This is a genomic window from Sulfitobacter sp. HNIBRBA3233 (assembly GCF_040149665.1).
Lineage (GTDB): Bacteria > Pseudomonadota > Alphaproteobacteria > Rhodobacterales > Rhodobacteraceae > Sulfitobacter > Sulfitobacter marinivivus.
This window is the reverse complement of sequence record NZ_JBEFLP010000001.1, coordinates 429,092-454,176: the sequence shown is the minus strand read 5'-3', so window position 1 is coordinate 454,176 and position 25,085 is coordinate 429,092. Positions and strand designations below refer to the sequence as shown.

Below are 25,085 nucleotides of genomic sequence, written 5' to 3'. Positions count from 1 at the left end.
TCCGGCCTATCCGGACCTGAAGACACAGGAGACCCCAATGAACGACATGAGCACAGACCCCCAGACGACCCCCGTCGAAGCCGCAGTAGCCAACCTTGGCGCGCGCGCACGGGCCGCTGCACGCGACCTGTCGCTGGCCACCGCCGAACAACGCAACCTTGCGCTCACAGGTGCCGCCAAGGCGCTGCGCGCGCGTACTGAAGAGATCCTCAAGGCGAATGCCGCCGATCTCGACAGTGTCAGCGGCAAGGATGACGCATTCATCGACCGCCTCACCCTGACCGCGCAGCGCGTCAGCGACATGGCCGATGCGGTGGACGCGATCGCCGCGCAATCCGACCCGCTGGGCCGCACGCTTGCCACCTTCGACCGGCCCAACGGGCTGCGGATCGAACGGGTCAGCGTGCCCATCGGCGTCATCGCGATGATCTACGAATCCCGCCCCAACGTCGGCTCGGACGCCGGTGCGCTGTGCATCAAGTCCGGCAACGCGGTGATCCTGCGCGGCGGCTCGGAGAGCTTGCATTCCTCGCGGATCATCGTCGCCTGCCTTGCGCAGGGGCTGAAGGACGCAGGCCTGCCCGAGGACGCGGTGCAGCTGGTCGACACACGCGACCGCGAGGCCGTGAAACTGCTGCTGCACAGCACCGAAAACGTCGATCTGGTGATCCCGCGCGGCGGACGCGGTCTGGTGTCGCTGGTTCAGCGCGAGGCCCGCGTGCCGACGCTGCTGCATCTGGACGGCAACAACCACAGCTACATCCACGAGAGCGCCGATATCGAAAAAGCGGTGGGCATCGTGCGCAACGCCAAGATGCGCCGCACGGGCATCTGCGGTGCGACCGAATGCATCGTTGTCGACACCAAGATCGCAGCGACGGTCCTTCCGCGCCTGGCCCAAGAGCTTCACGATTGCGAATTGCGCGGTGACGAGGCGGCGCGCGACATCCTGCCCGACATCACGCCCGCCACGGACGAGGATTGGGATACCGAATACCTCAGCAATATCGTTTCGATCAAGGTTCTGGACGGCATTGGCGAGGCCATCGAATTCGTTCAGGCCCATTCGTCAGGCCACACCGACGCCATCGTCGCCGAGGACAAGGACGCCGCGAAACGCTTCATGACGGCCATCGATTCAGCGGTCGTGATGCACAACACCTCGACGCAGTTTTCCGACGGCGGCGAATTCGGCATGGGCGCGGAAATCGGCATCGCCACCGGCAAGATGCACGCCCGCGGCCCGGTCGGCGCCGAGCAGCTGACCAGCTTCAAGTATCTGGTGTTCGGCGACGGCCAGCAACGGCCGTAAGCCATTGCCAGCTGCCGTTTTCCGGCAGTCAGGCCACACGAAAAAAGCGGCCCCCTCGCAGGGGCCGCTTTCTTTTTGACTGGCGTCCGCCGTCCCGCTGCTTAGCGCAGGGCAGAGCGGTGCAGGTCGAACCGGTCAAGCTCCATGACCTTGACCCAGGCGTCCACGAATTCCTTCGCGAAGAGCTCGGCCCCGTCATCGGCAGCATAGACTTCGGCAAGCGCCCGCAGCTGGCTGTTCGAGCCGAACACAAGGTCGACGCGTGTGCCGGTGCGGACAACATCGCCCGAAGTGGTGCTGCGCGCCTCGAACACGTCCTCTGTCTCGGTCGCCGCTTTCCACGTCACGTCCATGTCCATCAGGGCGCGGAAGAAGTCGTTGCTCAGCGTACCGGGCTTGTCGGTCCAGACACCGTGCTGCGTGCCTTCGTGGTTGGCACCCAGAACCCGCAGGCCGCCGACCAGAACGGTCATCTCGGGCGCGGTCAGCGTCAGCAGTTGCGCGCGGTCCACCAGCAGCTCCTCCGCCGACAGGCGGTACTCCTTGGGCTGGTAGTTGCGGAACCCGTCCACCGCTGGTTTCAGAACGTCGATGGATTCCACATCCGTCTGCTCCTGGGTTGCATCGCCACGACCGGGTGTAAACGGCACTTCGATGTCATACCCGCCGGCCTTTGCCGCGGCTTCGACAGCGGCAGAGCCTGCCAGCACGATCATGTCGGCGACCGAGATCGCCTTGTCACCGGCGCCCTTGTTGAAGTCGGAGCGGATGCCTTCCAGCGTGTCCAGCACTTTGGCCAGCTGTTTGGGCTGGTTGACTTCCCAATCCTTCATCGGCGCCAGACGGATGCGCGCACCATTGGCGCCGCCACGCTTGTCCGACCCGCGGAAGGTCGAGGCGGAGGCCCAAGCGGTCGAGACCAGCTCAGCTGTGGACAGACCCGAAGCGAGGATCTTTTCCTTCAGCGCCGCGATGTCGGCATCGTCCACCAGCGCGTGATCGGGCGCAGGCACCGGATCCTGCCAGATCAGCTCTTCGCTGGGCACTTCCTTGCCCAGATAGCGAATGCTTGGGCCCATGTCGCGGTGCGTCAGCTTGAACCACGCGCGGGCGAAGGCATCGGCGAACTGGTCGGGGTTGGCCAGGAACCGCTCCGAGATCTTGCGGTACGCGGGGTCTTCGCGCATCGCCATATCGGCGGTGGTCATCATCGGCTGGTGCGATTTCGACGGGTTGTGCGCGTCCGGCACGGTGCCCGCCATGGCGTCGCCCTTGGGTTTCCACTGGTGCGCGCCGGCAGGGGATTTGGTCAGCTCCCACTCGTTGCCCAGCAGGGTTTCGAGATAGGACATGTCCCACTTGGTCGGCGTCGGGGTCCATGCGCCCTCGATGCCCGAGGTGATCGCGTGCTCGCCCTTGCCGCTCTCGTAGGTCGACAGCCAGCCAAAGCCCTGTGCCTCGATCGGTGCGGCCTCGGGCTCGGACCCGACGTGCGCGGCATCCCCTGCCCCGTGCGACTTGCCGAAGGTGTGGCCACCGGCGGTCAGGGCTACGGTTTCCTCGTCGTTCATCGCCATGCGGGCAAAGGTGTCGCGGATGTCGCGGGCCGAGGCCAGCGGATCGGGGTTGCCGTCCGGACCTTCGGGGTTGACGTAGATCAGGCCCATCTGCACGGCAGCCAGCGGGTTTTCCAGCGCGCGGTCACCGCTGTAGCGGCTGTTCGGCCCGCCGGAGACTTCCAGCCACTCGGTCTCGGACCCCCAGTAGATGTCCTCCTCGGGCTCCCAGATGTCCTCGCGGCCACCGGCGAAACCGAATGTCTTGAAGCCCATGTCCTCAAGCGCGCAGTTGCCCGCGAGGATCATCAGATCGGCCCAGGAAATCTTGTTGCCGTACTTCTGCTTGACCGGCCACAGCAGGCGACGGGCCTTGTCGAGGTTGCCGTTGTCCGGCCAGGAGTTCAGCGGCGCAAACCGCTGTGTGCCCGAGGATGAACCACCGCGACCGTCCGCGGTGCGGTATGTGCCGGCAGAGTGCCAGGCCATGCGGATAAAGAACGGCCCGTAGTGGCCGTAGTCCGCAGGCCACCAGTCCTTGCTGTCTTTCATCAGCGCGTAGATGTCCTGCTTGACCGCGTCGAGGTCGAGCTTCTGGAAGGCATCTGCGTAGTTGAACGTGCCGCGCATCGGGTCGGATGCGGGCTGGTTCTGGTGCAGCATCTTGAGGTTCAGCTGGTTGGGCCACCAGTCCCGGTTAGACCGTGCATCGTTGCGCGCCCCTTTGTTGGCGCCGAAACCCATGGGGCAGCCGCCCGATTGACCGTTGTCTGATCCGTCCATGTCCGTTCTCCGTTCGTTGGTTGGGAATGACGGGGATTCGCCCCGTTTGGAATTGTTCTAACAAGCCAGAGCAATATGTTTAAGTTTGTTTTTCCGAAAAGAGTGATAGGTTTCGCTTATGACAAACTTCACGTTGAAACAGCTACGCTACTTCGAGGCGGTCGCGCGCCACGGTCATTTCGGTCGCGCGGCAGAGGCCTGCGCGATCTCGCAGCCCGCCCTGTCCGCGCAGATCGCGGCACTCGAGGCCGCTTTGGGCTTGCAGCTGTTCGAACGCGGGCCCCGTCAGGTGCGCCTGACCGCCTTTGGCGATATGTTCGCCCAGCGCGCCCGCGACATCCTGCGCGGGGCCGAGGAGCTTGCGGATATGGCGCGCTCGGCGCGCAACCAGCTGATCGGGCGGCTGCGCCTCGGGGTGATCCCGACAATCGCGCCCTACCTGCTGCCGGGGGTGATCGGGCACATCACGGCCAGCCATCCCGATATCGACCTGATGGTGCGCGAAACGATGACCCACAAGCTGATCGAGGAGCTGGCCGCCGGAAGCCTTGATTGCGCGATCGTGGCGCTGCCGGTGTCCGAACCCTCCCTGACCGAAGTCGCGCTCTTCGACGAGGCGATGGTACTGGTCCGGCCCGCGCAGGACGCCCGGCGCCCGGTGCCGGACATGGATGCGCTGGCGCAGATGAAACTGCTGCTGCTCGAGGAAGGCCACTGTTTCCGCGATCAGGCCCTGTCGTTCTGCGCGCGCCGCAACACCCTGCCGCGTGAGGGGCTGGACGGCTCGTCGCTGACCACGCTGGTACAGATGGTGGGCGCGGGCATCGGGGTGACGCTGATCCCCGAAATGGCCGTCCCGGTCGAGACACGCTCGGCCGATGTGTCCATCGCGCGGCTGGGCGGCAATCCCGCGCCCCGGCGCACGGTCGGCATGGTCTGGCGCAAGTCATCGGCCCTGTCGGGCCAACTGGAGGGAATCGCAGGTCTCGTGCGCGACGCGGCGGCGGCGCATGAGGCATTCACCGCCCCGACAGAGTGATCCGCGATCATCCACCGATTGACCTTGCGCACGCCACGCTACGTCACGTCACACGCATCCTGAATGATTGGAGTTCACCATGATACGCAGTTTCGCAAGCAGTCTGGTGGTGGCCTGTGCCCTCGCCGCCCCCGCCGCCGCCGAATTGATCGGAGAGGCTTTTGAATACGATGTCGGCGGCACCACCTTCGAAGGCTACGTCGCACGCAACACCGACCTTCCCGAAACCAAGGGCACGGTCCTTATCGTCCACGATTGGGACGGGCTGACGGCATACGAACAGAAACGCGCGGATATGCTGGCCGCGCTCGGCTATACGGCTGTCGCCATCGATGTCTACGGCAAGGAGAACCGCCCCTCCACGATGGATGAAAACCGCGCGCGCTCCGGTGCGCTCTACGCCGACCGCGCGCTGTTCCGCAGCCGGCTTGAAGGCTCTGTCACAGCGGCACAGGCGCTTGAGGGTGTCGGCGATGGCATCGTGCTGGCGGGCTACTGCTTTGGCGGGGCCGCGACGCTCGAAGCGGCACGCTCGGGCCTCGCGCTCGATGGTTTCGTGTCCTTCCACGGCGGTCTGTCGACCCCCGAGGGGCAAGATTATTCGATGACGCAGGCGCCGGTTCTCTTGCTGCACGGCACCGCCGATCCGGTGTCCGGCACCGCAGATCTGGCACAGGTCGTGGGTGAGATGCTCGACGCGGGCGTGGAGCATGACGCACAGCTTTTCGGCGGCGCACGGCATTCCTTCACCGTCTGGGGCTCGAACGACTATGACCTTGCCGCAGACCAGCAGAGCTGGACCGCCTTTCTGGGATTTCTCGAAGACCGGCTTTGACCCGCATCAGCCTGCCTGAACGAAACGGCGGGGCGCGGCAGCCGGTCTGTGCCGCGCCCCTTTGTGCCTCTCAGCCCACCAGCGTCTGGCCGTATTCCTCGCGCAGCTTGTTCTTCTGCACCTTGCCGGTCGAACCGATGGGCAGCTCGTCGACAAAGATCACCTTGTCGGGGATTTGCCAGCTCTCGACCTCGCCCTTGTAGCTGGCCAGCAGTTCCTCTTCGGTAACCTCGCCGGATTTGACCACCACCAGCACCGGACGTTCGTCCCACTTGGGATGCGCGGCGGCGATTGCGGCGGCGTTCGCCACGGCGGGATGGGCGATGGCGATGTTTTCGAGCGTGACCGTCGAAATCCACTCGCCGCCGGATTTGATGATGTCCTTGGACCGGTCACGGATCACCATGAAGCCTTCGGCGTCGATGGTCGCCACATCGCCGGTGTCGAACCAGCCGTCCTCGGTCAGCGCCGAGGTGTCCTTGCCAAAGTAGCGATTCACGATCCAGTGGCCGCGGATTTGCAGATCGCCCTGCGCCTTGCCGTCGTGGGGCAGCGTATGGCCCGCCTCGTCCACGATCCGCAGGTCGACGCCGAAGGGCGGACGCCCCTGCCCCAGCCGGATCCTCGCGCGCTCTTCGTCCGACAGCGCCGCATGGTGCTGCAACAGCTGGTTCATCGTGCCCAGCGGCGATGTTTCGGTCATCCCCCAGGCGTGGATCAGCTCGACCCCGTATTCGGCGAATTTCGGGATCATCGACGGCGGCAGCGCCGACCCCCCGACGACCGTGCGCGTCATCGACGGGATCTTGCTGCCGGTTTCCTTCAGCGCGCCCAGAAGCCCCATCCAGATCGTCGGCACCCCCAGCGCCAGCGTCACTTCCGCCTCGTCGATCAGGCTCACCAGGCTCTTGCCGTCCAGGTTCGGCCCCGGCAGCACCAGCTTGCACCCCGTCGCCGCCGAGATATAGGGCACACCCCACGCATTGACGTGGAACATCGGCACCACCGGCAGCACCGTATCCTTGGCGGAGATATTGATCCCGTCGGGCTGGTTGCCCGCGATCGAGTGCAGCACCGTCGACCGGTGCGAATAGAGCACGCCCTTCGGATCGCCCGTCGTGCCCGAGGTGTAGCACAGGCTCGACGCCGCGTTCTCGTCCAGATCGGGCCACGGCTCCGATGCGTCGCCCTCGGCGATCAGCTCGTCGTAGAACAAGATCCCCGGCACCGCCTCGGCGGCCTTGTCGTCACGCGGGCCCATCAGGACGATGTGTTTCATGTGTTTCAGCGCCGGGGCCAGCTTGCCCGCGGCGGGCACGAAGGTGGCGTCGATGAACAGGACCTCGTCGGCGGCGTGGTTGATGACATAGACCATCTGCTCGGGCCCCATGCGCGGGTTGATCGTGTGGCAGACAAATCCACCGCCAGCGACGCCAAAGTAGATTTCCAGATGCCGCCGGTTGTTCCACGCGATGGTGCCGCAGCGCGCGCCCTCGCCCAGTCCGCGCTTGCGCAAGGCCGAGGCCAGCGCGCGGGCATTGGCGCCCACCTGCCCCCATGTGGTGCGCTCGGTGCCGCCGGTGGTCTCGACCGATACGATCTCTCCGCCCGCGTGCCAGCGCGCGGCGTGGTCGATCAGGCTGCCGATGGTCAGCGGCTGTGTCATCATCTGTCCGAGCATGGTGCTCCTCCCTCTGTGTCTGATCCGCCCGACGGCCACGGGCGCGTGGGCCAGAGTAAGGCAAATGTATCCGACGCTGTCCATGGTGGAATGTGGGGCGGTCGCGCCCGACCAATCCCGCTGTACGGTGCTTTGAGACCGCTCATGCCGAAGGCCCGCAGTCAGAAAGATGGATCTGCCGCGATACCTGCGGCGATCAGAACCCGTGTAGCCGCGCGGCCCATTGCAAGCCGAGGAACACACCCTTCACGCGCGGCAAAAGCCAAAGCGCCAGACCCGTGGCGACCCCCATCAATGACAGGGCGACGAGGAAAGGGTTCGGGTCGAATTGAGTGTAGAGTATCGCGAACAACGGAAAGATGACTGCGACCACCACCATCAGCGTGAAATACGCAGGGCCATCATCGACGCTCGCGTGATGCAGTTCGATCCCGCAGTGGCTGCATTTGTCGCGTACCTTGAGATATTTGTGCAGCGTTTTTCCGATGCCGCAGGACGGGCATTTGAGCATGAAACCACGAATGGCTGCCTGTTTCGCGTCGCGCTTCTCTTCATCGCTCAAATCGCTCTCCTCCGTGGATGGTCCGCTTTGCCAGAGTACAGCACCAAATCACCAGGTGGCCTGTGCAGACCAAGGTCCCGAGCGCTGCCAAGCTCGTATCCCTTCTGCCGAAAGGGTTGCCGCCCGGCGGTCGCGCAGCCCCGCCGCAACTCACTTGGACAGTGTATACCTTTGCTCAGGATCCCAAAGTGCGCCGATCCCCTCGCCGCCAAAGGCGGTGTTATCCGTATAACAGAATTTGGCTCCGGTTGCGGCGATAATCCGGCTTTTGCCCCTCGTACCGTCAATCCTTGTCTCGCGACCTGTCGTCATCGTCGGCCGCGTCTTTCTGGCCGCCCTGCACGTTATAGTCGTTCGGATCGTAGGTATCCGGGTCAAATGCTTCATCCTCTTCGGCAACGGCGGTGACATGACTGGTCCCTGTCTCCTCGTCATAGACCAGCCCGTAACTCGCGCTGCCGTCGGACTTGTAGCGCAGGTATTCGTGGACCCCGGCATATACGAAGGCCAAAGCGAAGGGGGTCAGAAGAAGGATCGCGATCGTTTGAGCTTCCATGGTGGCGCTCCTTTACAGTCAGCAGTCGAACGGTGTGTCAGGACCAATGCGCAAAGGGCTGTGCTGGCCTGCTCGATTGTTCGTTGTGTCATGAACGGTACGACGTGGCCCCATGCTGCCAGTTGTCAATCTCACAGACAATGGCTGCTTCCCCTCTTTCGGGGGTTTGACACGCTAGTCGGGGCCTCTTGCCGTGCCAAGGCACTCTCAGAATAGTCAGCCCGGGGGTGGAGCGGGCAAGCTCAGCTGGACCCGGAAAGGGAATTGCCAAGGTGAAGGCCGAAGGGAAGTACAAGGGCAGAAAGCCGACGATTCCGGGCCTTAGCGGACCTTTCAGCCAGCAGCGAACGGCAGTTTCGAGCCCTAAGACGCCGGCTGTTCAGATGACTTTACGCTCTGCGGCAGTCTCCGCGCTTCCAGTGTTAGGGGTTCCAGTCGGCTCGACGAGCAAAAGGTGCGCTTCCTTTCGGGCAAATGGGCAATGTTCAACTCCTTTAGGGACCACAAACATCTCTCCCGCTTTTAAAGTGACGGTGCCGTCTCTGAGACGGATGTCAATTTCACCTGAGAGAACAAGGAAAAAATCATCTGTGTCTGCATGAGAGTGCCATTTGAATTCCCCCTCCACCTTTACCACCATGACGTCGTGACCATTGAAGGATGCGACCGTCCGAGGGGACCACCTCTCATCGAATGTTGCGAGTTTTTCCGCCAGGTTTATTGCCTGATTCACTGTGTCTCTCCGCATATCAAGTTCCCGAAAGGTATCTCGCTATGGTACGCAAATGGCAAGTTTGTCCGCGAAGCGTTCATTCAAAGGGCCTACGAGTGCCGCCCTGCAGCGAACAGCGTATTCGTCCGCAGAGCTGACCTCTGACCTGAGCGCAGCGGACTTCCGCTTCCCGCCCCTCGTGTCTACAGAATAGCCAAGGTCACAAACGGCCCATTACTGCCGTTCACGTCCACCTCAGGATGCTGCGGCGCGGCCGGTCAGAGCAGCCATTCTTGCATCTTGCAGCATTTTTGCGGCTTTACCGTCGGTGTGCGGACAAAGCCGTCGTTGCCTTTATTGGCCTGTTCTTAAATAACTTGCCATTGATGATCCGTTAGTGGTTACCGCATGAAGATGGCTCAAAGTAGCGGACCTGATGCCGCAACACTGATCTCAGATTGGTTCAATAGCTTGGGCCTCGCGGAGACCGATTTGCGTGTAGAACAACTTGAAGCTGACTACGCAGATGTGCCCTGCTACCGCGTTTTCCAATTTCGCCCTAAGCGAGCTGGCTGCTTTGAATTGGATATCATCGTATCTGATGACGGCTATTGGGGAATGGGCATAAAGCATCAAGGACACAGTGAAACCGTGTATGCATGGGGTTTTGAAGGTACAACGATGAGCTGCGAAGTTGTCCTGCAGATAGCTCGCTGTATCGCAGAAGGTCAGGCAGAAATTGTTGTTAATAGATTTCAACTTTCAAAGACCGTTGGTTTTTTGGAACTGCCCCAGCAGCGCCTCAGAGAACTGCTAGGTCTTTCACGTCATGACAAAATCAGACAGAGGCGCAAAACACGCTTCTATCAGAGGCGATTTCGGTCTCTTGATTGGCAGTAGAACGCTATGGAGAGAATGTAGGTTTGGGCTCGTTGCGGTCATGCGGCGATGCAGAGTGATGCTCCGTTTGAGGGTTGCCTGAATGTCGGCTTCTAATGTTGCGGCATGGTTGGCTCGCGCTTGCAGCGAATGACCGGTATCCGCCCAAACCTCCACAGCGCAAACCGCAACGTGTGACACCACTCGGATGTCACTAGGAAGCTGCTGAAAAGCTCTAACCTACCGTATTCCCCGCTCACCCTGCCCCCGTCAGAGAAAGGTGTGGTCAACGTGTGTGGTGCGCGTGTGTGGCTGGAATAATCGACGTCACTCAATTTCTTGGAAATTCAGAAACTTATGGGCCGTCGGCATAGGTGGCGGAGGCTCAGGGATTCGAACCCTGGGGACGCTCTCACGCCCGCCGGTTTTCAAGACCGGTGCAATCGACCACTCTGCCAAACCTCCGTTGAGCAGGTCTCCTAGAGCGGGCGGAACGATTCGGCAATCGTGCAAACATCCGTCACGCCACGGGGAAAATCGCCTATCGGGTGCGCGATCTCTTGCCGGAACGCGTTTGGGCACGTAAAACTTCGTCCAAAGGCCCCGCAAAGGGGCGTATCGGCGTGCCGCAATGACGGGCGTGGTGGCGGTGCGGTGACAGGCACGGCCCGACAGGCAAGGACGAGGGACCATGAGCAGCAAGACCATTCACAAGCCTTTCACACGCGGGACCAAGCGGTTTTCCACGGCCGCCACGGCCCTGATCGCTTTCGGCATTCTTGCCGGTTGCGATGAAAACGGCCAGTTCGCCTTTCCAACCACCGGCATGGGCGCCGGAACCGACGGCGCGGCCGCCGTCGCGGACGGGCCGGTGATCGAACGCGACGTGGAAGCGCCCGATGTGTTCTCGGTCACCGATGACGGGCTCTGGGACGGCCGGCCCAGCCTCGGCGGTGTCTGGGTCGCCCACCCCGATGTGACGGACCCCGAGCGGGTGATCATCCGCAACCAGAGCAACGGCAAGTTCGTCGTCGGCGCGCTGTTCCGGCGCGAACGCGACATCCCCGGCCCCAGCCTGCAGATTTCCTCGGATGCGGCAGAGGCGCTCGGCATTCTGGCCGGTGCGCCGACCAAACTGAACGTGACCGCGCTGCGCAAGGTCGAGGAACCCGCAGGCACCGTTGCCGCCGATCCTGCCACCCCCGCCGAGGGCGCGACTGTCGAAGCGGCCCCCGAGGTCTCGGCGGCCCCTCTCGATCCGGTTCAGACCACGGCCACAGCCGCCATCGAAGCCGCCCCCGCCACACCGCCCGCCCCGCGCCCTGCCGCGCCGGTACAGGCGTCGACGCTTGACAAGCCGTTTATCCAGATCGGTATCTTCAGCGTCGAGGCGAACGCCGATCGTGCCGCCAAGCAGATGCGCGGTGCCGGTCTTATCCCTTCCATCAAACGCAGCCAGATCAACGGCAAAACCTTCTGGCGTGTCGTGGTCGGCCCCGCCGCAACCGCAACCGAACGCGCCAAGATCCTGTCGACGATCAAGAGCGAAGGCTTCACCGACGCCTACGCCGTTTCCAGCTAGCCCCGAAAGGAGCCGTCCTCCCGTGCGCCCTGTCAAACTCGCCCTCAGTGCCCTTGCACTTCTCGCCTCTACCGTCAGCCTTCATGCCTTCGAAACACAGGCCTCTGCGGCCTATGTCGTCGATCACACCACGGGCACTGTGTTGATGGCCAAGAACGCCGACGAGCCGCTGCCGCCTGCGTCGATGTCCAAGCTGATGACGCTCTACATGACATTCGAAGCGATCGAGGCGGGCATCCTGAACCTCGATCAGGAGCTTCCGGTGTCGGCAGAGGCGCAGCAATACGGCGGGTCGACCATGTTCCTTCAGGCCGGCGAACGGGTATCGGTCGAGGACCTGCTGCGCGGAATCATCGTGCTGTCGGGCAACGATGCCTGCGTGGTTCTGGCCGAGGCCCTCGCGGGCACGGAGGCGAAATTCGCCCACCAGATGACCATGCGCGCCCAGCAGATGGGAATGACGAATTCGACCTTCACCAATTCCAACGGCTGGCCGAAACCCGGCCACCGCATGTCGATGCGTGATCTGGGGCTGCTGGCGTCGAAGCTGATCAACGATTTCCCGCAGTTCTATCCGATGTTCGCCGAACGCGAGTTTCTCTTCGACGCCAAGGAGGCACAGAACCGCTATAACCGGAACCCGCTGCTGGATCTCGGCATCGGCGCGGACGGGCTGAAAACCGGCCACACGCAGGAAGCGGGCTACGGCCTTGTCGGATCGGCCAAACAGGGCGACCGACGGATCATCTTCGTTCTGTCGGGCATGGAAACCGCACAGGCGCGGGCGCAGGAATCCGAAGCCGTCGCGAACTGGGCCTTCCGCCAGTTCGCACAGACCGAACTTGGCACCGCCGGTCAGAAGATCGCCGATGCCGAAGTCGCGATCGGCGCGGAACGCACCGTGGGGCTGGAACTGGCCGAGGATCTCACGATGCTGCTGCCGACCAACCCGATCGAGCCCCTGCAGACCGAAGTCGTCTATAACGGACCGGTGCGTGCGCCCATCGCCGCGGGTCAGGAGATCGGCGAGCTGATCCTGCGCCCCGAGGGCCTGCCCGAAAAGCGCGTGCCCCTGGTAGCGGACCGTGCCATCGCGCCCTACGGATTTGTCGACCGCGTCATGGCGGCGGCCCAGCACCTGATCCAGCAGATCAACAACGGCCCGAAACAGGACGCTTCGTGAGCGGCACAGGGCTGTTCATCAGCTTCGAAGGGATCGACGGGTCGGGCAAATCCACGCAGATCGCGCGGCTGGCCGAACATCTGCGCGCGGCCGGGCGCGACGTTGTGGTGACCCGCGAACCCGGCGGAAGCCCCGGCGCCGAGGAAATCCGCGCGCTGGTGCTGCAAGGCGATCCCGACCGCTGGTCGGCGGAAACCGAGATCCTGCTGTTCACCGCCGCCCGTCGCGATCATATCGAACGGCTGATCCGGCCTGCCCTCGCGGCGGGACAGATCGTGCTGTGCGACCGGTTCGCCGACAGCACGCGCATGTACCAGGGCCTCAGCCGGGGCGATCTGCGCCAGACGGTCGATGCCCTGCACGACCTGATGATCGGGATCGAGCCTGACCTGACGATCCTGATCGACATGGACCCGGCCGAAGGGCTCGCCCGCGCCAAGGGCCGCAACGGTGCCGAGGAACGGTTCGAGGACTTCGGCACCGATCTGCAAACCTCCATGCGCGCAGGGTTTCTGGCGCTGGCCGAGGAATTCGCCCCGAGGTTCCGGGTCGTCAACGGGGCGCAGGACATCGACGCTGTCGCGGCGGATGTGGCGCGGGTCATCGACGCGGCCCTCGCACCCGCCTGATAGCCGTTTCCCTTGCCCGCGATCCCCGCTACACCCCCGATATGAGCGACGATGCCCTTCCCCAACCAGAACGCCTTGCCGGTGCGCCGCACCCGCGTGAAACCGCACGCCTGATCGGTCAGGACGCCGCCGAAAAGGCCTTTGTCGATGCCTTCAACGGCGGACGGCTGCACCATGCGTGGATGCTGACCGGTCCGCGCGGCGTGGGCAAGGCCACGCTGGCGTGGCGCATCGCGCGGTTCCTGCTGGCCACGCCCGACCGCGAGGACGGCGGCATGTTCGCGCCCGAGCTTCCCACCAGCCTCGATGTCCCGGCGGACCACCCGGTCGCGCGGCGGATCGCGTCGGGCGGCGAGGGGCGCGTGCGCAACGTCACCCGCAGCATCAATCCCACCACCAAGAAGCTGCGTCAGGAGATAACCGCCGAGGATATCCGCAGCCTCAACAGCTTCTTTCGCATGTCCGCGCCCGACGGTGGCTACCGCGTGGTCATCATCGACGATGCCGACCAGATGAACACCACCGCCGCCAACGCGCTGCTGAAAATGCTCGAAGAGCCGCCCGCGCGCGCGGTGCTTTTGCTGGTCTCGCACCAGCCTTCCGGCCTTTTGCCCACGATCCGCTCGCGCTGCCGCACCCTGCCCCTGCGCAGCCTCGATGCCGGCGAAGTCGCGCAGGCGATGCAGGCCGCCGAGGTGACGGCGGGCGATCCGCAGGCCCTGACCGCGCTCTCGGGCGGCTCCGTGGGCGGCGCGATGCGCCTGTCGCTGATGGACGGTGCGGCCCTCTACGGGGATCTTCTGGCGCTGGCCGACACCCTGCCCCGCATGGACCGGACCCGCGCGCTGAAACTGGCCGAAGCCGCCGCCGCGCGCGGGGCCGAGGACAAGCGCGACCTGCTGTTCGTGCTGATCGAACTGCTGCTCAACCGTCTGGCGCGCACCGGCGCGCTCGGCTCGGCACCCACGCCCGAGGCCAGCCGCGGCGAGGCCGCGATCCTGCAGCGGTTGTCGCCTGACCCGCATCAGGCCCGCGTCTGGGCGGACCTTTCCGCCGAGACACGCGCACGCGCCCGCCACGGCATCGCGGTCAACCTTGACCCTGCCGCACTGGTTCTAGATACCTTCCTGAAAATCGCGCAGGCCGCCCCCAAAGGAGCTTCATGACCGACACGCCACAGATCACCGACAGCCACTGCCATCTGGATTTCCCCGAACTTGTCGCAGAACTGCCCGAGGTGGTGGCGCGGGCGCAGGACGCCGGCGTGGCGCGCATGGTCACGATCTGCACCAAGCTGCGGTCGGAACCGCAGGTCCGCGCCATTGCCGAGGCGCACGCGCCGGTATTCTACGCCGCCGGAACCCACCCGATGAGCGTTGCCGCCGAACCGATGGCGACAGTGGACGAACTGCTGCGCATCGCCCAGCATCCCAAGATGGTCGGCATCGGGGAAACCGGGCTCGATTACCATTACACTGCCGAAAGCGCCGACGCCCAGCAGGCGTCGCTGCGCATCCATATCGACGCCGCGCGCCAAAGCCGCCTGCCGCTGATCATCCACAGCCGCGACGCGGACGACGATATGGCGCGCATCCTGCGCGAGGAACACGCCCAAGGCGCCTTTACCTGCGTGATGCACTGTTTCTCTTCCTCCGCCGAACTGGCGCGCACCGCGCTGGATCTGGATTTCTACCTCAGCATGTCGGGCATCACCGCCTTCCCCAAAAGCGGCGCACTGCGCGATATCTTCGCCGCCGCCCCGCTGAGCCGGGTTCTGGTCGAGACCGACAGCCCCTACCTCGCGCCGCCGCCCCACCGGGGCAAGCGCAACGAACCTGCCTTCACCGCCCATACCGCGCGCCGCGCGGCGGAAACCTTCGGACTGGACTACGCCGAATTCGCCGCCGCGACCGAGCGGAACTTCGAACGGCTCTTCCCCAAGGCCGCCATCTACAAGGCGGCAGCCTGATGGCCGAAATGCGCATCACCATCCTCGGCTGCGGCAGTTCCGGCGGCGTGCCGCGTCTGGGCGGCAACTGGGGCGCCTGCGACCCGCAGGAACCAAAGAACGCGCGCCGCCGCTGCTCGGCGCTGGTCGAACGTATCACCGACGCCGGCACGACGACCGTGCTGATCGACACCTCCCCCGATATGCGCGCGCAGCTGCTCGATGCGGGTGTCGGGCGGCTGGATGCGGTGCTCTATACCCACGCGCATGCGGATCACGTCCACGGGGTGGATGACCTGCGGATGATCGTGATCAACATGCGCAAGCGCGTGCCCGTCTGGGCCGACACGCCGACGCGCGAGGCGCTGCTCGACCGGTTCGGCTATGTCTTCATCCAGCCCGAGGGATCGTCCTATCCCCCGATCCTCGAAATGAACGAGATCGACGGCGACGTCACCATCGACGGCCCCGGCGGGGCGCTGACCTTCTCGCATTTCCTGGTACCGCACGGCGGCATGGATGCGCTGGGATTTCGGGTGAACGATGTGGCCTATCTGCCCGATGTCGCCACGATCCCCGATGCGGTCTGGCCACAGCTGGAGGGCTTGCGCTGCTGGATCGTCGACGCGCTGCGCCGCGATCCCCACCCCACCCACAGCCATCTGGCCCAAACGCTGGACTGGATCGAACGCGCAGCCCCCGAGCGCGCTGTGCTGACCAATATGCACAACGATCTCGACTACGCGACGCTGGTCGACGAAACCGCAGCCCATATCGATCCCGCCTTTGACGGCATGCAATTGCGCTTCGATCTCGGCTAGGCTCTTTCCCCCGCGTGAGGCGGGGTGTAGGCAGAGGCGACATCCGCGACCCGAGGCCTTTTCATGCAAACCCTGCTCGACGTTATCCTGCCGGTCTTTCTGGTTATCGGCTTTGGATATGTCTCGGTCTGGCGCGGCCTGTTTCCGGTCGCCGGTGTCGATGGCGTGTTGCGCTTCGCACAGAGCTTTGCCGTCCCCTGCCTGCTGTTTCAGGCCATCGCTAATCTGGACCTGTCGGCGTCGTTCAACGCGGGGCTGCTGATCAGCTTCTACACCGGTGCCGCGATCTGTTTCACGCTGGGCATGATCGGCGCGCGGGTGCTGTTCAAACGCGAATGGGAAGACTGCGTCGCCATCGGCTTTTGCTGCCTGTTCTCAAACTCGGTCCTGCTGGGCCTGCCGATTTCCGAGCGTGCCTACGGCCCCGAGGGCCTGACCGGCAACTACATGATCATCGCGCTGCACTCGCCGTTTTGCTACGGGCTTGGCATCACGGTGATGGAAGTGGTGCGCAGCCGGGGCCAGTCCGGGCTGGCGCTGGTCGGCTCCATCGGGAACGCGATGTTCCACAATCCGCTGGTCATCGGCATTCTTGCGGGATTTGCCGTGAACCTCACCAATTTTCCGATCCCCGGCGTGGTCGACGATGCGCTGTCGCTGATCGTGCGCGCGGCGCTGCCCGCCGCGCTTTTCGCGCTCGGCGGTGTGCTGATCCAGTACAAGCCCGAGGGCGACTTCAAGGCCATCGCGATGGTCTGCTGCATCGCGCTGATGGTGCATCCCGCGCTGGTCTGGATCATCGGCACCTCGCTGTCGGTGCCGCCCGACCTCTTCCGCTCGGGCGTGCTGACCGCAGCGATGGCACCGGGGTTCAACGCCTATATCTTCGCCAATATCTACGGGCGCGGCAAACGCGTCGCCGCGTCGTCGGCTCTGGTGGCCACGGGGCTGTCGATCCTCACGGTCTGGCTCTGGCTGGCCGTTCTGGGCTGAGCGGGCAAACCTTGGCAGGTTGCCCCCGTCTGGCGACGCTTCAGTCTTATGTCGTCAACCGGCGCAGGCAGGCATCGGCACGTCTAAGGGCAGAGGATGCACTACGGCCCAGACCGTCCTGAAATCACAAAAAGCCGAAGGTTGAAAAAGTGGTGCGGGTGAAGGGACTCGAACCCCCACGCCAAAGGCGCCAGAACCTAAATCTGGTGCGTCTACCAATTCCGCCACACCCGCATCGACCCGTGTAGTGGCCATGTCCGCAAGCCTTGTCAAGAACACACAGGCGCGCACCCGCGCAGCCGCGCCAAGGGCCGAAACACCGCCGGAATTCACCTTTTGCACCGCATAATCCGTTTGCGCGCCAAAAAACACGCGACATTAACATCATCTTGTCTTATTCTTGAAAGAACCTGAGGCAGGTAGACAAGAAAGAGACGCCCATGAAACCGAATACGGTCGGGCGCGTTGGTGGACCAGATCCACAAACGGGCCGTTATGCGCCTTATGCATCCCGCGATACCGGGCTGCTGCAAGGCACCACGATTCTGACACTCGATGGCGAAATGCCCGTCGAATATGTGAACATCGGGGACAAGTTGATCACCCGCGACAGCGGCATTGCCCGTGTGGAGCATATTCAACGCTACTCCCGTACAGTCCACACCATCGCATTGGCAGCGGGTTCGCTGGGCCATACGCGTCCCGAACGCGATGCGCTGCTGGCCGGGGACCAGATGTGCCTGATCCGCGACTGGCGCGCGCAGGCGATGTTCGGCTCGGACCGCGCGCTGGTGGCCGCCCGCACCCTGTGCGACGGGGAATTCATCCGCGATCTGGGGATGCAGGAACAGACGATCATCCAGATTTTCTGCGACGGTCCGCATATCCTTTATGCGGACGGGCTCGAACTCAGCACCGCAGACGGTGCGCGCGCCCGTGGCGAGGTTCTGCACGCCGCCTGACGCGACTGCCCTGCCCTAATTCCTTGCCCCGGCCGCTGTCGCCGGGGCTTTCAGCCTGCCGCCATCAGGCGACGGAACACTCTTGGCAATTCCTCAGGCAAATCCTCCGCGATCAATCCGGGGCCAAAGCTCAGCGCGCATTCCACGTGCAGCCATGCGGCGATCTCGACCATGTTGAACAGATCCGCCGATGGTGACGGCGCCGCCAGCCCCGCGATCATCCCCGCCAGCACATCCCCTGCCCCGGCAGTCGCCAGCCACGGCGTGCTGCGGTCGTAGACTGCCGCGTGAACACTCGCGCCCCCGTCCGGGGCGGCGATGACCGTATCCGCCCCCTTGAGCAGCACGATACAGCCCGCCCGCGCCGCAGCCTCCCGCACCACCTCGATCTTGGATCGTCGCCCGCGTGCGGATTGCGACAGGTCCGGGAAAAGCCGCGCAAATTCGCCCTCGTGCGGTGTCAGCACACAGCGCGGATGCAGCTGGCCGAACAAGGTCTGCGGGTCCTCCGAATAGGCCGATAGCGCATCCGCATCCAGCACGACAACCGGATCGCGTGCGCCCCCGCGCCGCGCCAGTGCGCGGGTGACCAGTGCGCGGGTACGCGATCCGGTGCCGAGGCCCGGACCGATGCAGAACCCGGTGGTCCGCTCGTCGGCCACCGCGTCCAGATCCTCGGGGTCGCGCAGGCTGCGCGTCATCACCGCATCGAGCTGCGCGGCATTTTCCTGCAACGCAGCGGGCGGGCAGACCAGCGTCACCAGCCCCGCCCCCGCACGCAGCGCCGCGCGCGCCGACATGCGCGCAGCCCCCCCGCGCCCCGCGCCACCAGCGAACACCGCGACGTGCCCGTGATCGAACTTGTGCCCGCCGCCGCGCATCTTGCCGATCATGCTCATCGGCCAGGCCGGCTCACCGGCTGGATCGCCCGCCCCCTGCGGCGTGACCAGCCGTGCCACATCGGGATCCGGTGGCAAGGTCACCGGTGCGCCGGTCCGGGGCAGACCGATATCGACCACCGCGATGCTGCCGCAGATCGTGGGGCCTGTGTTGAGGTAGTGACCGGGCTTTGGGCTGTGAAAAGTTACTGTCAGATCAACGGGATTGCCCTGCCCGGTCGGGGCGGATTCGTCGCGCAGCATCCATCCGGTGTCGAGGTCCAGACCGCTTGGCGCGTCCAGCGCCACCCGCCGGATCCCATCGGCGCGCGGCCAGTCCCCCGCCGCCAGCATCGCGAAAATCTTTTCCGACACCGGCCGGGTAAGTCCGGTGCCGAAAACCGCATCCACGATCAGATCGGGCCGCGCGGCGCGCGCGATATTGTAAGGCTCCATCAGCGTGACGGGATGATCCGCCGCCCACAGATCGTGATTGTGCCGCGCATCGGGGGGCATCCGCGCCGTATCTCCCAGCAGGAAAACATCGACCTCCCAGCCCCGCGCGGCCAGCAGGCGCGCCACGACGAAACCGTCGCCGCCGTTGTTGCCCGCCCCACAGAGCACCATCGCGCGACCGGGCGCATCGCGCCACTCGGGCCACTGCGCAATCAGGCACGCCACCGCACCGGCGCCGGCCCTTTCCATCAGCTCCCGTCCGGTCACCGCACCACTGTCCATGGCGCGTTTTTCCAGATCGCGCATCTGCGCTGCGGTCAGCAGTTCTGTCATTGCCGCTCCGTTCGATTCACTTCTGCCACATTAAGTGGCTCTTCGCCTAAAATTTAATCACACACGCGAAAACAACACGCCCTGCCGGTCACAGTCTATGGTCCTGTCTGGATTCCCCCAACCCCCAATGAAATCACTCGTGCGAAACACTCCGGGAGGCCGCCATGAAAAAGATCGAAGCGATCATCAAACCCTTCAAGCTGGATGAGGTGAAAGAGGCACTTCAGGATGTGGGCGTTCAGGGTCTTTCCGTCATCGAGGTAAAGGGCTTCGGCCGCCAGAAAGGCCACACCGAGCTTTACCGTGGTGCCGAATACGTCGTCGATTTCCTCCCCAAGGTCAAAGTCGAGATCGTTCTCGACGACGATCAGGTCGATGCCGCGATCGAGGCCATCGTGAACGCCGCGAAAACCGAAAAGATCGGTGACGGCAAGATCTTCGTGTCTCCCGTCGAACAGACCATCCGCATCCGTACCGGCGAAACCGGCTCGGACGCGCTTTAACCAACCCATCCGCGAACGAACTCCAAACTAAAAGGACATCACCATGAGCAACAAAGACTTGCTGAAAAAGATCAAGGACGAGGACATCGAATACGTCGATATCCGCTTCACCGACCCGCGCGGCAAGCTGCAGCACGTCACGGTGATGAGCGATCAGGTCGACGAGGATTTCCTCGAAGAAGGGTTCATGTTCGACGGCTCGTCCATCGCGGGCTGGAAATCCATCGAAGCTTCAGACATGAAGCTGATGCCAGACGCCGACAGCGCCTATATCGATCCCTTCTACGCCGAGAAAACGATCTGCGTGCATTGCTCGGTGGTCGAGCCCGACACCGGCGAATCCTACGAGCGTGACCCCCGCGGCACCGCCCAGAAGGCCGAGGCATACCTCAAGTCCTCCGGCATCGGCGATGCGGCATACATGGGTCCGGAAGCCGAATTCTTCCTGTTCGACAATGTCAAATACTCCAACACCATCAACAAGGTATCCTACGAAGTTGATGCATCGGATGCATCGTGGAACTCCGATACGGATTACGAGATGGGCAACATGGGCCACCGTCCGGGCGTCAAGGGCGGCTACTTCCCCGTGAACCCCACGGACGAGGCACAGGACCTGCGCTCCGAAATGCTCTCGACCATGAAGCGTCTGGGCATGAAGGTCGACAAGCACCACCACGAGGTGGCGTCGTGCCAGCACGAACTGGGCCTGATCTTCGACAGCCTGACCAAACAGGCCGACGAGCTGCAGAAATACAAATACGTGATCCACAACGTGGCCCACGCCTACGGCAAATCCGCGACATTCATGCCCAAGCCCATCGCGGGCGACAACGGCACCGGCATGCACGTGAACATGTCGATCTGGAAAGACGGCAAGCCGCTGTTCGCGGGCGACAAATACGCCGACCTCAGCCAGGAAGCGCTGTATTTCATCGGCGGCATCCTGACCCACGCCAAGTCGCTGAACGCCTTCACCAACCCGTCGACAAACAGCTACAAGCGTCTGATCCCCGGCTTCGAAGCTCCCGTTCTGCGCGCCTATTCCGCGCGTAACCGTTCGGGTTGCGTCCGGATCCCATGGACCGAAAGCCCCAAGGCCAAGCGCGTCGAGGCCCGTTTCCCCGATCCGTCGGCAAACCCCTACCTCGCCTTCGCGGCGCTGCTGATGGCCGGCCTTGACGGCATCAAGAACAAGATCGATCCCGGCGAGGCGATGGACAAGAACCTCTACGATCTGCCCGCCGAAGAGCTCGCCGGCATCCCGACCGTCTGCGGCTCGCTGCGCGAGGCACTGGAAGAACTGCAGGCCGATATGGACTATCTGCTGGCCGGTGACGTCTTCACCAAGGACCAGATCGAAGGCTATATCGATCTCAAGATGGAAGAGGTCGAAGCCTACGAGCACACGCCGCATCCGATCGAGTTCCAGATGTACTACTCCTGCTGATCGGCAGGCACAGCAAACACTCCAGGGGCGCCCGTCATCGGGCGCCCTTTTTCGTTTTTATGCAGGATCGTCTGTACAATCTGCCGAACCGCACGTTCCGGTCGCGCGGGTGACACGATTTTGCCGCATCCGGCTGGCTTTTTACCGCAAGGCGAACGACGAAAGGAGACCGAGATGATACATACACTCACCTATCCGCTCTTTACCAAGGACCGGCTCGTGGTTCCCACCAGATCGGGGCCAATTCCGATCCCGCCGCCAGCCAATCTGGACCTGCCGCCCCGCCCCGATCCCCTGTGCAATCGGCGGCTGCCCGCCTGAACACGCCCCGGCAGCGGACCGCGCAGCGCGCGCGGCAATCGGGGATTGCATCGTCGACCGCACCCGTTACTGTCTCTTGCGAAGTTACAGTTAGGGAAGAGTGATTGATGCAATTTTTAAAGACTTTCGCAGCCACCGTGGCGCTTGCCACGACAGTGGCGCTCCCCGCGGTTGCAGCGCAGTGCGGCAATAACGCCGGTGGCTTCAACGCGTGGAAAGCGGCCTTTGCCGCCGAAGCACAGCGCGCGGGCGTCCAGCAGCGCGGCCTCGATGCACTGGCGCAGGCGCAATACGCCACCGCAACGATTCAGGCGGACCGAAACCAGAAATCCTTCCGCTACACGCTCGACAAGTTCCTGCAGGTGCGCGGTGCCAACACCATCGTCAGCCAGGGCCGCAAGCGCAAGGCGGGCAACCCCAGCTTCTATGAGGCGCTTGAGCGTCAGTACGGCGTGCCTGCGGGCGTATTGTTGGCGATCCACGGCATGGAAACCGGCTTTGGCGGTTTCATGGGCGACAGCCGGGTGGTGTCGGCCATCACGACGCTGGCCTACGATTGCCGCCGCTCGGATTTCTTCACCCCACATGCCATCGGCGCGCTGATGCTGGTTGATCGCGGGTCGATCACCGGAAACACCAAGGGCGCCAAGCACGGCGAGCTTGGCCATACCCAGTTCCTGCCGGGCAATGCCCTGCGCTACGGTGTCGACGGTAATGGCGACGGGCGTGTCGATCTTTATAACCAGACCGACGCGCTCGCCTCGACCGCGAATTTCCTGCGCAAGAAAGGCTGGCGCCCCGGCGCGGGCTATCAGGAGGGCCAGCCCAACTTTGCCGTCATCAAACAGTGGAACGCGGCAACCGTGTACCAGCAGGCGATTGCGCTGATGGGTGCGCAGATCGACGGCTGATCCCGAAGGCCGTGCCGTCGCTCTGCCGCGGCACGGCGCACTCCATCACGACCGGCGCACCGCAGAGGGCACATCGCGCGGTGCGGCCCTCACGCCTCCGGCGACTTATCGCCGCCGGCGGCGACAACGTAGGTATGGATTGAGAACACCACCACGCCGCTGACCGGCATCCGGACGACACATTGGCGCTCCGAGCGGATGTAGGGCGTCACGGGCGGCAGAGTCTCGATGCGCCTGTGCGCCACGGCTTCCAGCCTAGGCTGGTGCAATTCCGGATCGACGTAAGCAACGCGGTTGAACCGCCACATCGGGCGCCCTACGCGCACCCCGTCGAACAGACGCTGCACCCGTTTGGCAAGGTCGTCGTCATATTCGGCAACCGGCCGGTGAATGCCGATCAGCGGCTTGCCCGCCTTTTCGGCCAGCGTCCAGCTTGCGGGAAAACACAGGACCGCGCCGATCAGCACATGCTCGTCGCCGCGCTTTTGCAGCAGGCAGATGTCTTCCTGAACCAGCAGGCCGAGTGTGCCCAGCGGATCGTTCCCGTCCGGCACGACCACGCGCCCGTCCGGGCAGACGATCCTGTCGCCCTCGTCGCGAAACCCCAGATCCGGCAGCAGGCCGCGCACTTCTGCCAGCACTTCGCGGGCGCTCTCTGCCGCGCCCTCCTCCAGCCACAGCACATCGTCGCGCCGCGTGGCCAGCAACGCCTGCCGGTGGCGCATCTGCGCGCCATAGGCTTCGTCCACGCGCAGCCACGGCGCGTCGCCCAGCGGGGCCATACCGGGCAGCCGCGCGGGCTGTTCCATCTCGGGCGGTAGCCTGTCCTGAAGGATTTCGGTCATTCCGGTGCCCTCGCGTATTCTAGCCGCCTGCGCGGACGCCATCGGGGCAAAGGCTTTGCCCGAGATTGCCCGGAACCACGGACGATGCCACGGCAGCGGTCGCGCGACCCGTCACTGCCCCAACGCCTGCGCCAGATCCTCGCGCAGATCGCCCGCGTCCTCGATCCCGACAGACAGGCGCAGCAGGCCTTCGGGGATGCCGGTGTGCGGCTCGATCGTGTAGCGGTGCTCGACAAGGCTTTCGACCCCGCCCAGCGATGTCGCCCGGTGAAACAGGCGCATCCGCGCGGCGGCGGCCAGCGCCGCCTCGCCCCCGCCTTTCACCACGAAGGACAAAAGCGGCCCGAAGCCCCCCTGCATCTGCGCCTCAGCCAAGGCATGCCCCGGGTGATCGTCGAGGCCGGGATAAAGCACCGTTTCGACCTTAGGATGATCGCTCAGGAACAGGGCAAGCTCCTGCGCGTTGCGGCTCATCCGTTCGACGCGCAGCGGCAGGGTGCGCATCCCGCGCAGCAGAAGCCATGCCTCGAAGGGGCCCAGCACCGCCCCGGCCGTATCGCGGTCCGCGTGGATCGCGGCCCAGATCGGCGTGTCCGCATCGGCACAGGCCAGCGCCCCCGCCAGCACGTCGGAATGCCCGTTCAGCCCCTTGGTGGCCGAATGCATCACCAGATCCGCGCCGAAGTCGATCGCGCGGGTCAGAACCGGCGTCGCCGTCGTCATATCCGCAACCAGAAGCCCGCCGACAGCGTGGACCGCATCCGCAGCGGCGCGCAGGTCGGTGATCCGCAGCCACGGGTTCGACGGTGTCTCGACCCAGGCGATGGCGGGGCGATGCGCCGCACAGGCCGCCGCGAAGGCGTCCTTGTCCGAGGCATCCACCTCGACCAGCGTCACACCCCGGCGGTCGCAAAAGGCGCGGATCCATCCGGTTGTGCCCCAGTAGATCTGGTTCTGGACCAGCACCGTGGAGCCCGAGGGCAACGTGCGGAACACCGCCGCAGTCGCCGCCATGCCGGAGGGAAACACCAGCGCCCCGGCTGCGCCTTCGAGCTTGGCCAGAAGCTGCTCGACCATGCGCCCGTTGGGCGCGTGCGAGCGCGAATAGACGTTGCCATCGACGCTGGGCACGTAATCCGGCCCGCGCTGGAACGTCGTCGCGGGATGGATCGCGGGAGCGACCCCCGCGGTCGCATCGTCGACAATTCCGCCGGCCTGGGCGGATAGGGTGGCAGGGTGCAGGCTGGCAGGCAGGTCGACGGACATGGGCGCTCCGGGTATGCGTGAAGGGTCGCCGCAGGCTTACGCCCAGCCCCCGCGCCTTGCAAACACTCTGTCATCTCTGCGTGATCTTG

General features: G+C 64.3%; 24 protein-coding genes and 2 tRNA genes. 16 read left to right on the top strand and 10 right to left on the bottom strand.

Annotated features, from left to right (window positions below; genetic code table 11):
- Positions 1-37 precede the first annotated feature (37 nt).
- Positions 38-1,312 (top strand): glutamate-5-semialdehyde dehydrogenase, encoded by a 1,275-nt coding sequence (locus ABMC89_RS02180; RefSeq protein ID WP_349564729.1) that lies wholly within the window; start codon positions 38-40, stop codon positions 1,310-1,312.
- Positions 1,313-1,413: 101 nt separating this feature from the next.
- On the opposite strand, the gene katG is transcribed toward ABMC89_RS02180, so the two are convergent.
- Positions 1,414-3,651 (bottom strand): catalase/peroxidase HPI, encoded by a 2,238-nt coding sequence (katG, locus tag ABMC89_RS02175; RefSeq protein WP_349564727.1) that lies wholly within the window; start codon positions 3,649-3,651, stop codon positions 1,414-1,416.
- A 118-nt stretch (positions 3,652-3,769) separates the two neighbouring features.
- On the opposite strand from katG, the gene ABMC89_RS02170 reads away from it, so the two are divergent.
- Together ABMC89_RS02170 and ABMC89_RS02165 are read left to right on the top strand one after the other, a co-directional pair.
- The gene (locus tag ABMC89_RS02170) at positions 3,770-4,690 is read left to right on the top strand and encodes a hydrogen peroxide-inducible genes activator (protein WP_349564725.1); all 921 of its coding nucleotides are present in this window, start codon (positions 3,770-3,772) and stop codon (positions 4,688-4,690) included.
- A 79-nt stretch (positions 4,691-4,769) separates the two neighbouring features.
- On the top strand, positions 4,770-5,525 hold the full coding sequence (locus ABMC89_RS02165) for a dienelactone hydrolase family protein (protein ID WP_349564723.1): 756 nt from the start codon (positions 4,770-4,772) through the stop codon (positions 5,523-5,525).
- A 70-nt stretch (positions 5,526-5,595) separates the two neighbouring features.
- Here the strand turns inward: ABMC89_RS02165 and ABMC89_RS02160 are convergent, their stop codons facing one another.
- The 4 genes from ABMC89_RS02160 to ABMC89_RS02145 form a co-directional block, all read right to left on the bottom strand.
- Positions 5,596-7,206, bottom strand: coding sequence for a long-chain-fatty-acid--CoA ligase (locus tag ABMC89_RS02160; RefSeq protein WP_349564721.1), 1,611 nt, complete (start codon positions 7,204-7,206; stop codon positions 5,596-5,598).
- Positions 7,207-7,402: 196 nt separating this feature from the next.
- Positions 7,403-7,768 carry a DUF983 domain-containing protein gene (locus ABMC89_RS02155; RefSeq protein WP_349564719.1) on the bottom strand — a complete coding sequence of 122 codons (366 nt, stop codon included), beginning with the start codon at positions 7,766-7,768 and terminating at the stop codon, positions 7,403-7,405.
- Between the two features lie 283 nt (positions 7,769-8,051).
- Positions 8,052-8,324, bottom strand: coding sequence for a hypothetical protein (locus ABMC89_RS02150; RefSeq protein WP_349564717.1), 273 nt, complete (start codon positions 8,322-8,324; stop codon positions 8,052-8,054).
- Between the two features lie 379 nt (positions 8,325-8,703).
- Positions 8,704-9,072: a cupin domain-containing protein gene (locus ABMC89_RS02145; protein WP_349564715.1), complete on the bottom strand. Its 369-nt coding sequence runs from the start codon at positions 9,070-9,072 to the stop codon at positions 8,704-8,706.
- 378 nt (positions 9,073-9,450) lie between these two features.
- Here ABMC89_RS02145 and ABMC89_RS02140 point away from each other — a divergent pair, with 378 nt between their 5' ends.
- Entirely contained in the window at positions 9,451-9,936 is a 486-nt protein-coding gene (locus tag ABMC89_RS02140) for a hypothetical protein (protein WP_349564713.1), read from the top strand.
- A gap of 354 nt (positions 9,937-10,290) precedes the next feature.
- Here ABMC89_RS02140 and ABMC89_RS02135 read toward each other — a convergent pair.
- Positions 10,291-10,380: transfer RNA gene (locus ABMC89_RS02135), tRNA-Ser, on the bottom strand.
- A 226-nt stretch (positions 10,381-10,606) separates the two neighbouring features.
- Here ABMC89_RS02135 and ABMC89_RS02130 point away from each other — a divergent pair.
- The 7 genes from ABMC89_RS02130 (at position 10,607) to ABMC89_RS02100 (ending at position 17,071) form a co-directional block, all read left to right on the top strand.
- Complete coding sequence (locus ABMC89_RS02130; RefSeq protein WP_349564711.1) at positions 10,607-11,497, top strand: SPOR domain-containing protein; 891 nt, start codon at positions 10,607-10,609, stop codon at positions 11,495-11,497.
- A 22-nt stretch (positions 11,498-11,519) separates the two neighbouring features.
- The gene (locus ABMC89_RS02125) at positions 11,520-12,680 is read left to right on the top strand and encodes a D-alanyl-D-alanine carboxypeptidase family protein (RefSeq protein ID WP_349564709.1); all 1,161 of its coding nucleotides are present in this window, start codon (positions 11,520-11,522) and stop codon (positions 12,678-12,680) included.
- Positions 12,677-13,309, top strand: coding sequence for a dTMP kinase (gene tmk, locus ABMC89_RS02120; RefSeq protein WP_349564707.1), 633 nt, complete (start codon positions 12,677-12,679; stop codon positions 13,307-13,309). The genes ABMC89_RS02125 and tmk overlap by 4 nt, the downstream gene beginning before the upstream one ends.
- A gap of 41 nt (positions 13,310-13,350) precedes the next feature.
- Complete coding sequence (locus ABMC89_RS02115) at positions 13,351-14,475, top strand: DNA polymerase III subunit delta' (RefSeq protein ID WP_349564705.1); 1,125 nt, start codon at positions 13,351-13,353, stop codon at positions 14,473-14,475.
- The gene (locus tag ABMC89_RS02110; RefSeq protein WP_349564703.1) at positions 14,472-15,278 is read left to right on the top strand and encodes a TatD family hydrolase; all 807 of its coding nucleotides are present in this window, start codon (positions 14,472-14,474) and stop codon (positions 15,276-15,278) included. Before ABMC89_RS02115 ends, ABMC89_RS02110 begins: the two co-directional genes overlap by 4 nt.
- Positions 15,278-16,078, top strand: a complete 801-nt coding sequence (locus tag ABMC89_RS02105) for an MBL fold metallo-hydrolase (protein ID WP_349564701.1) — start codon at positions 15,278-15,280, stop codon at positions 16,076-16,078. Before ABMC89_RS02110 ends, ABMC89_RS02105 begins: the two co-directional genes overlap by 1 nt.
- A 63-nt stretch (positions 16,079-16,141) precedes the next feature.
- A complete protein-coding gene (locus tag ABMC89_RS02100) occupies positions 16,142-17,071 on the top strand; it encodes an AEC family transporter (protein WP_349564699.1) in 930 nt (309 codons plus the stop codon).
- Between the two features lie 150 nt (positions 17,072-17,221).
- On the opposite strand, the gene ABMC89_RS02095 is transcribed toward ABMC89_RS02100, so the two are convergent.
- Positions 17,222-17,305 (bottom strand) — tRNA-Leu (locus ABMC89_RS02095).
- 206 nt (positions 17,306-17,511) lie between these two features.
- Between ABMC89_RS02095 and ABMC89_RS02090 the strand changes: the two genes are divergently transcribed.
- The gene (locus tag ABMC89_RS02090) at positions 17,512-18,033 is read left to right on the top strand and encodes a Hint domain-containing protein (protein WP_349564697.1); all 522 of its coding nucleotides are present in this window, start codon (positions 17,512-17,514) and stop codon (positions 18,031-18,033) included.
- A 50-nt stretch (positions 18,034-18,083) separates the two neighbouring features.
- Here ABMC89_RS02090 and ABMC89_RS02085 read toward each other — a convergent pair whose 3' ends face one another.
- Positions 18,084-19,700: an NAD(P)H-hydrate dehydratase gene (locus ABMC89_RS02085; protein ID WP_349564695.1), complete on the bottom strand. Its 1,617-nt coding sequence runs from the start codon at positions 19,698-19,700 to the stop codon at positions 18,084-18,086.
- Between the two features lie 164 nt (positions 19,701-19,864).
- Here ABMC89_RS02085 and ABMC89_RS02080 point away from each other — a divergent pair, with 164 nt between their 5' ends.
- The 4 genes from ABMC89_RS02080 to ABMC89_RS02065 all read left to right on the top strand — a co-directional run bounded on the left by ABMC89_RS02080 (position 19,865) and on the right by ABMC89_RS02065 (position 22,885).
- Positions 19,865-20,203 (top strand): P-II family nitrogen regulator, encoded by a 339-nt coding sequence (locus ABMC89_RS02080; protein WP_259995692.1) that lies wholly within the window; start codon positions 19,865-19,867, stop codon positions 20,201-20,203.
- A gap of 43 nt (positions 20,204-20,246) precedes the next feature.
- Positions 20,247-21,653 carry a type I glutamate--ammonia ligase gene (gene glnA, locus ABMC89_RS02075; protein ID WP_349564693.1) on the top strand — a complete coding sequence of 469 codons (1,407 nt, stop codon included), beginning with the start codon at positions 20,247-20,249 and terminating at the stop codon, positions 21,651-21,653.
- A gap of 174 nt (positions 21,654-21,827) precedes the next feature.
- Complete coding sequence (locus tag ABMC89_RS02070; RefSeq protein WP_349564691.1) at positions 21,828-21,974, top strand: hypothetical protein; 147 nt, start codon at positions 21,828-21,830, stop codon at positions 21,972-21,974.
- Between the two features lie 107 nt (positions 21,975-22,081).
- A complete protein-coding gene (locus ABMC89_RS02065; protein WP_349564689.1) occupies positions 22,082-22,885 on the top strand; it encodes a lytic murein transglycosylase in 804 nt (267 codons plus the stop codon).
- 89 nt (positions 22,886-22,974) lie between these two features.
- On the opposite strand, the gene ABMC89_RS02060 is transcribed toward ABMC89_RS02065, so the two are convergent.
- Both ABMC89_RS02060 and ABMC89_RS02055 read right to left on the bottom strand, forming a co-directional pair.
- Complete coding sequence (locus tag ABMC89_RS02060) at positions 22,975-23,730, bottom strand: heme-dependent oxidative N-demethylase family protein (protein ID WP_349564687.1); 756 nt, start codon at positions 23,728-23,730, stop codon at positions 22,975-22,977.
- Positions 23,731-23,841: 111 nt separating this feature from the next.
- Positions 23,842-24,996, bottom strand: a complete 1,155-nt coding sequence (locus ABMC89_RS02055; protein ID WP_349564685.1) for a trans-sulfuration enzyme family protein — start codon at positions 24,994-24,996, stop codon at positions 23,842-23,844.
- Positions 24,997-25,085 lie beyond the last annotated feature (89 nt).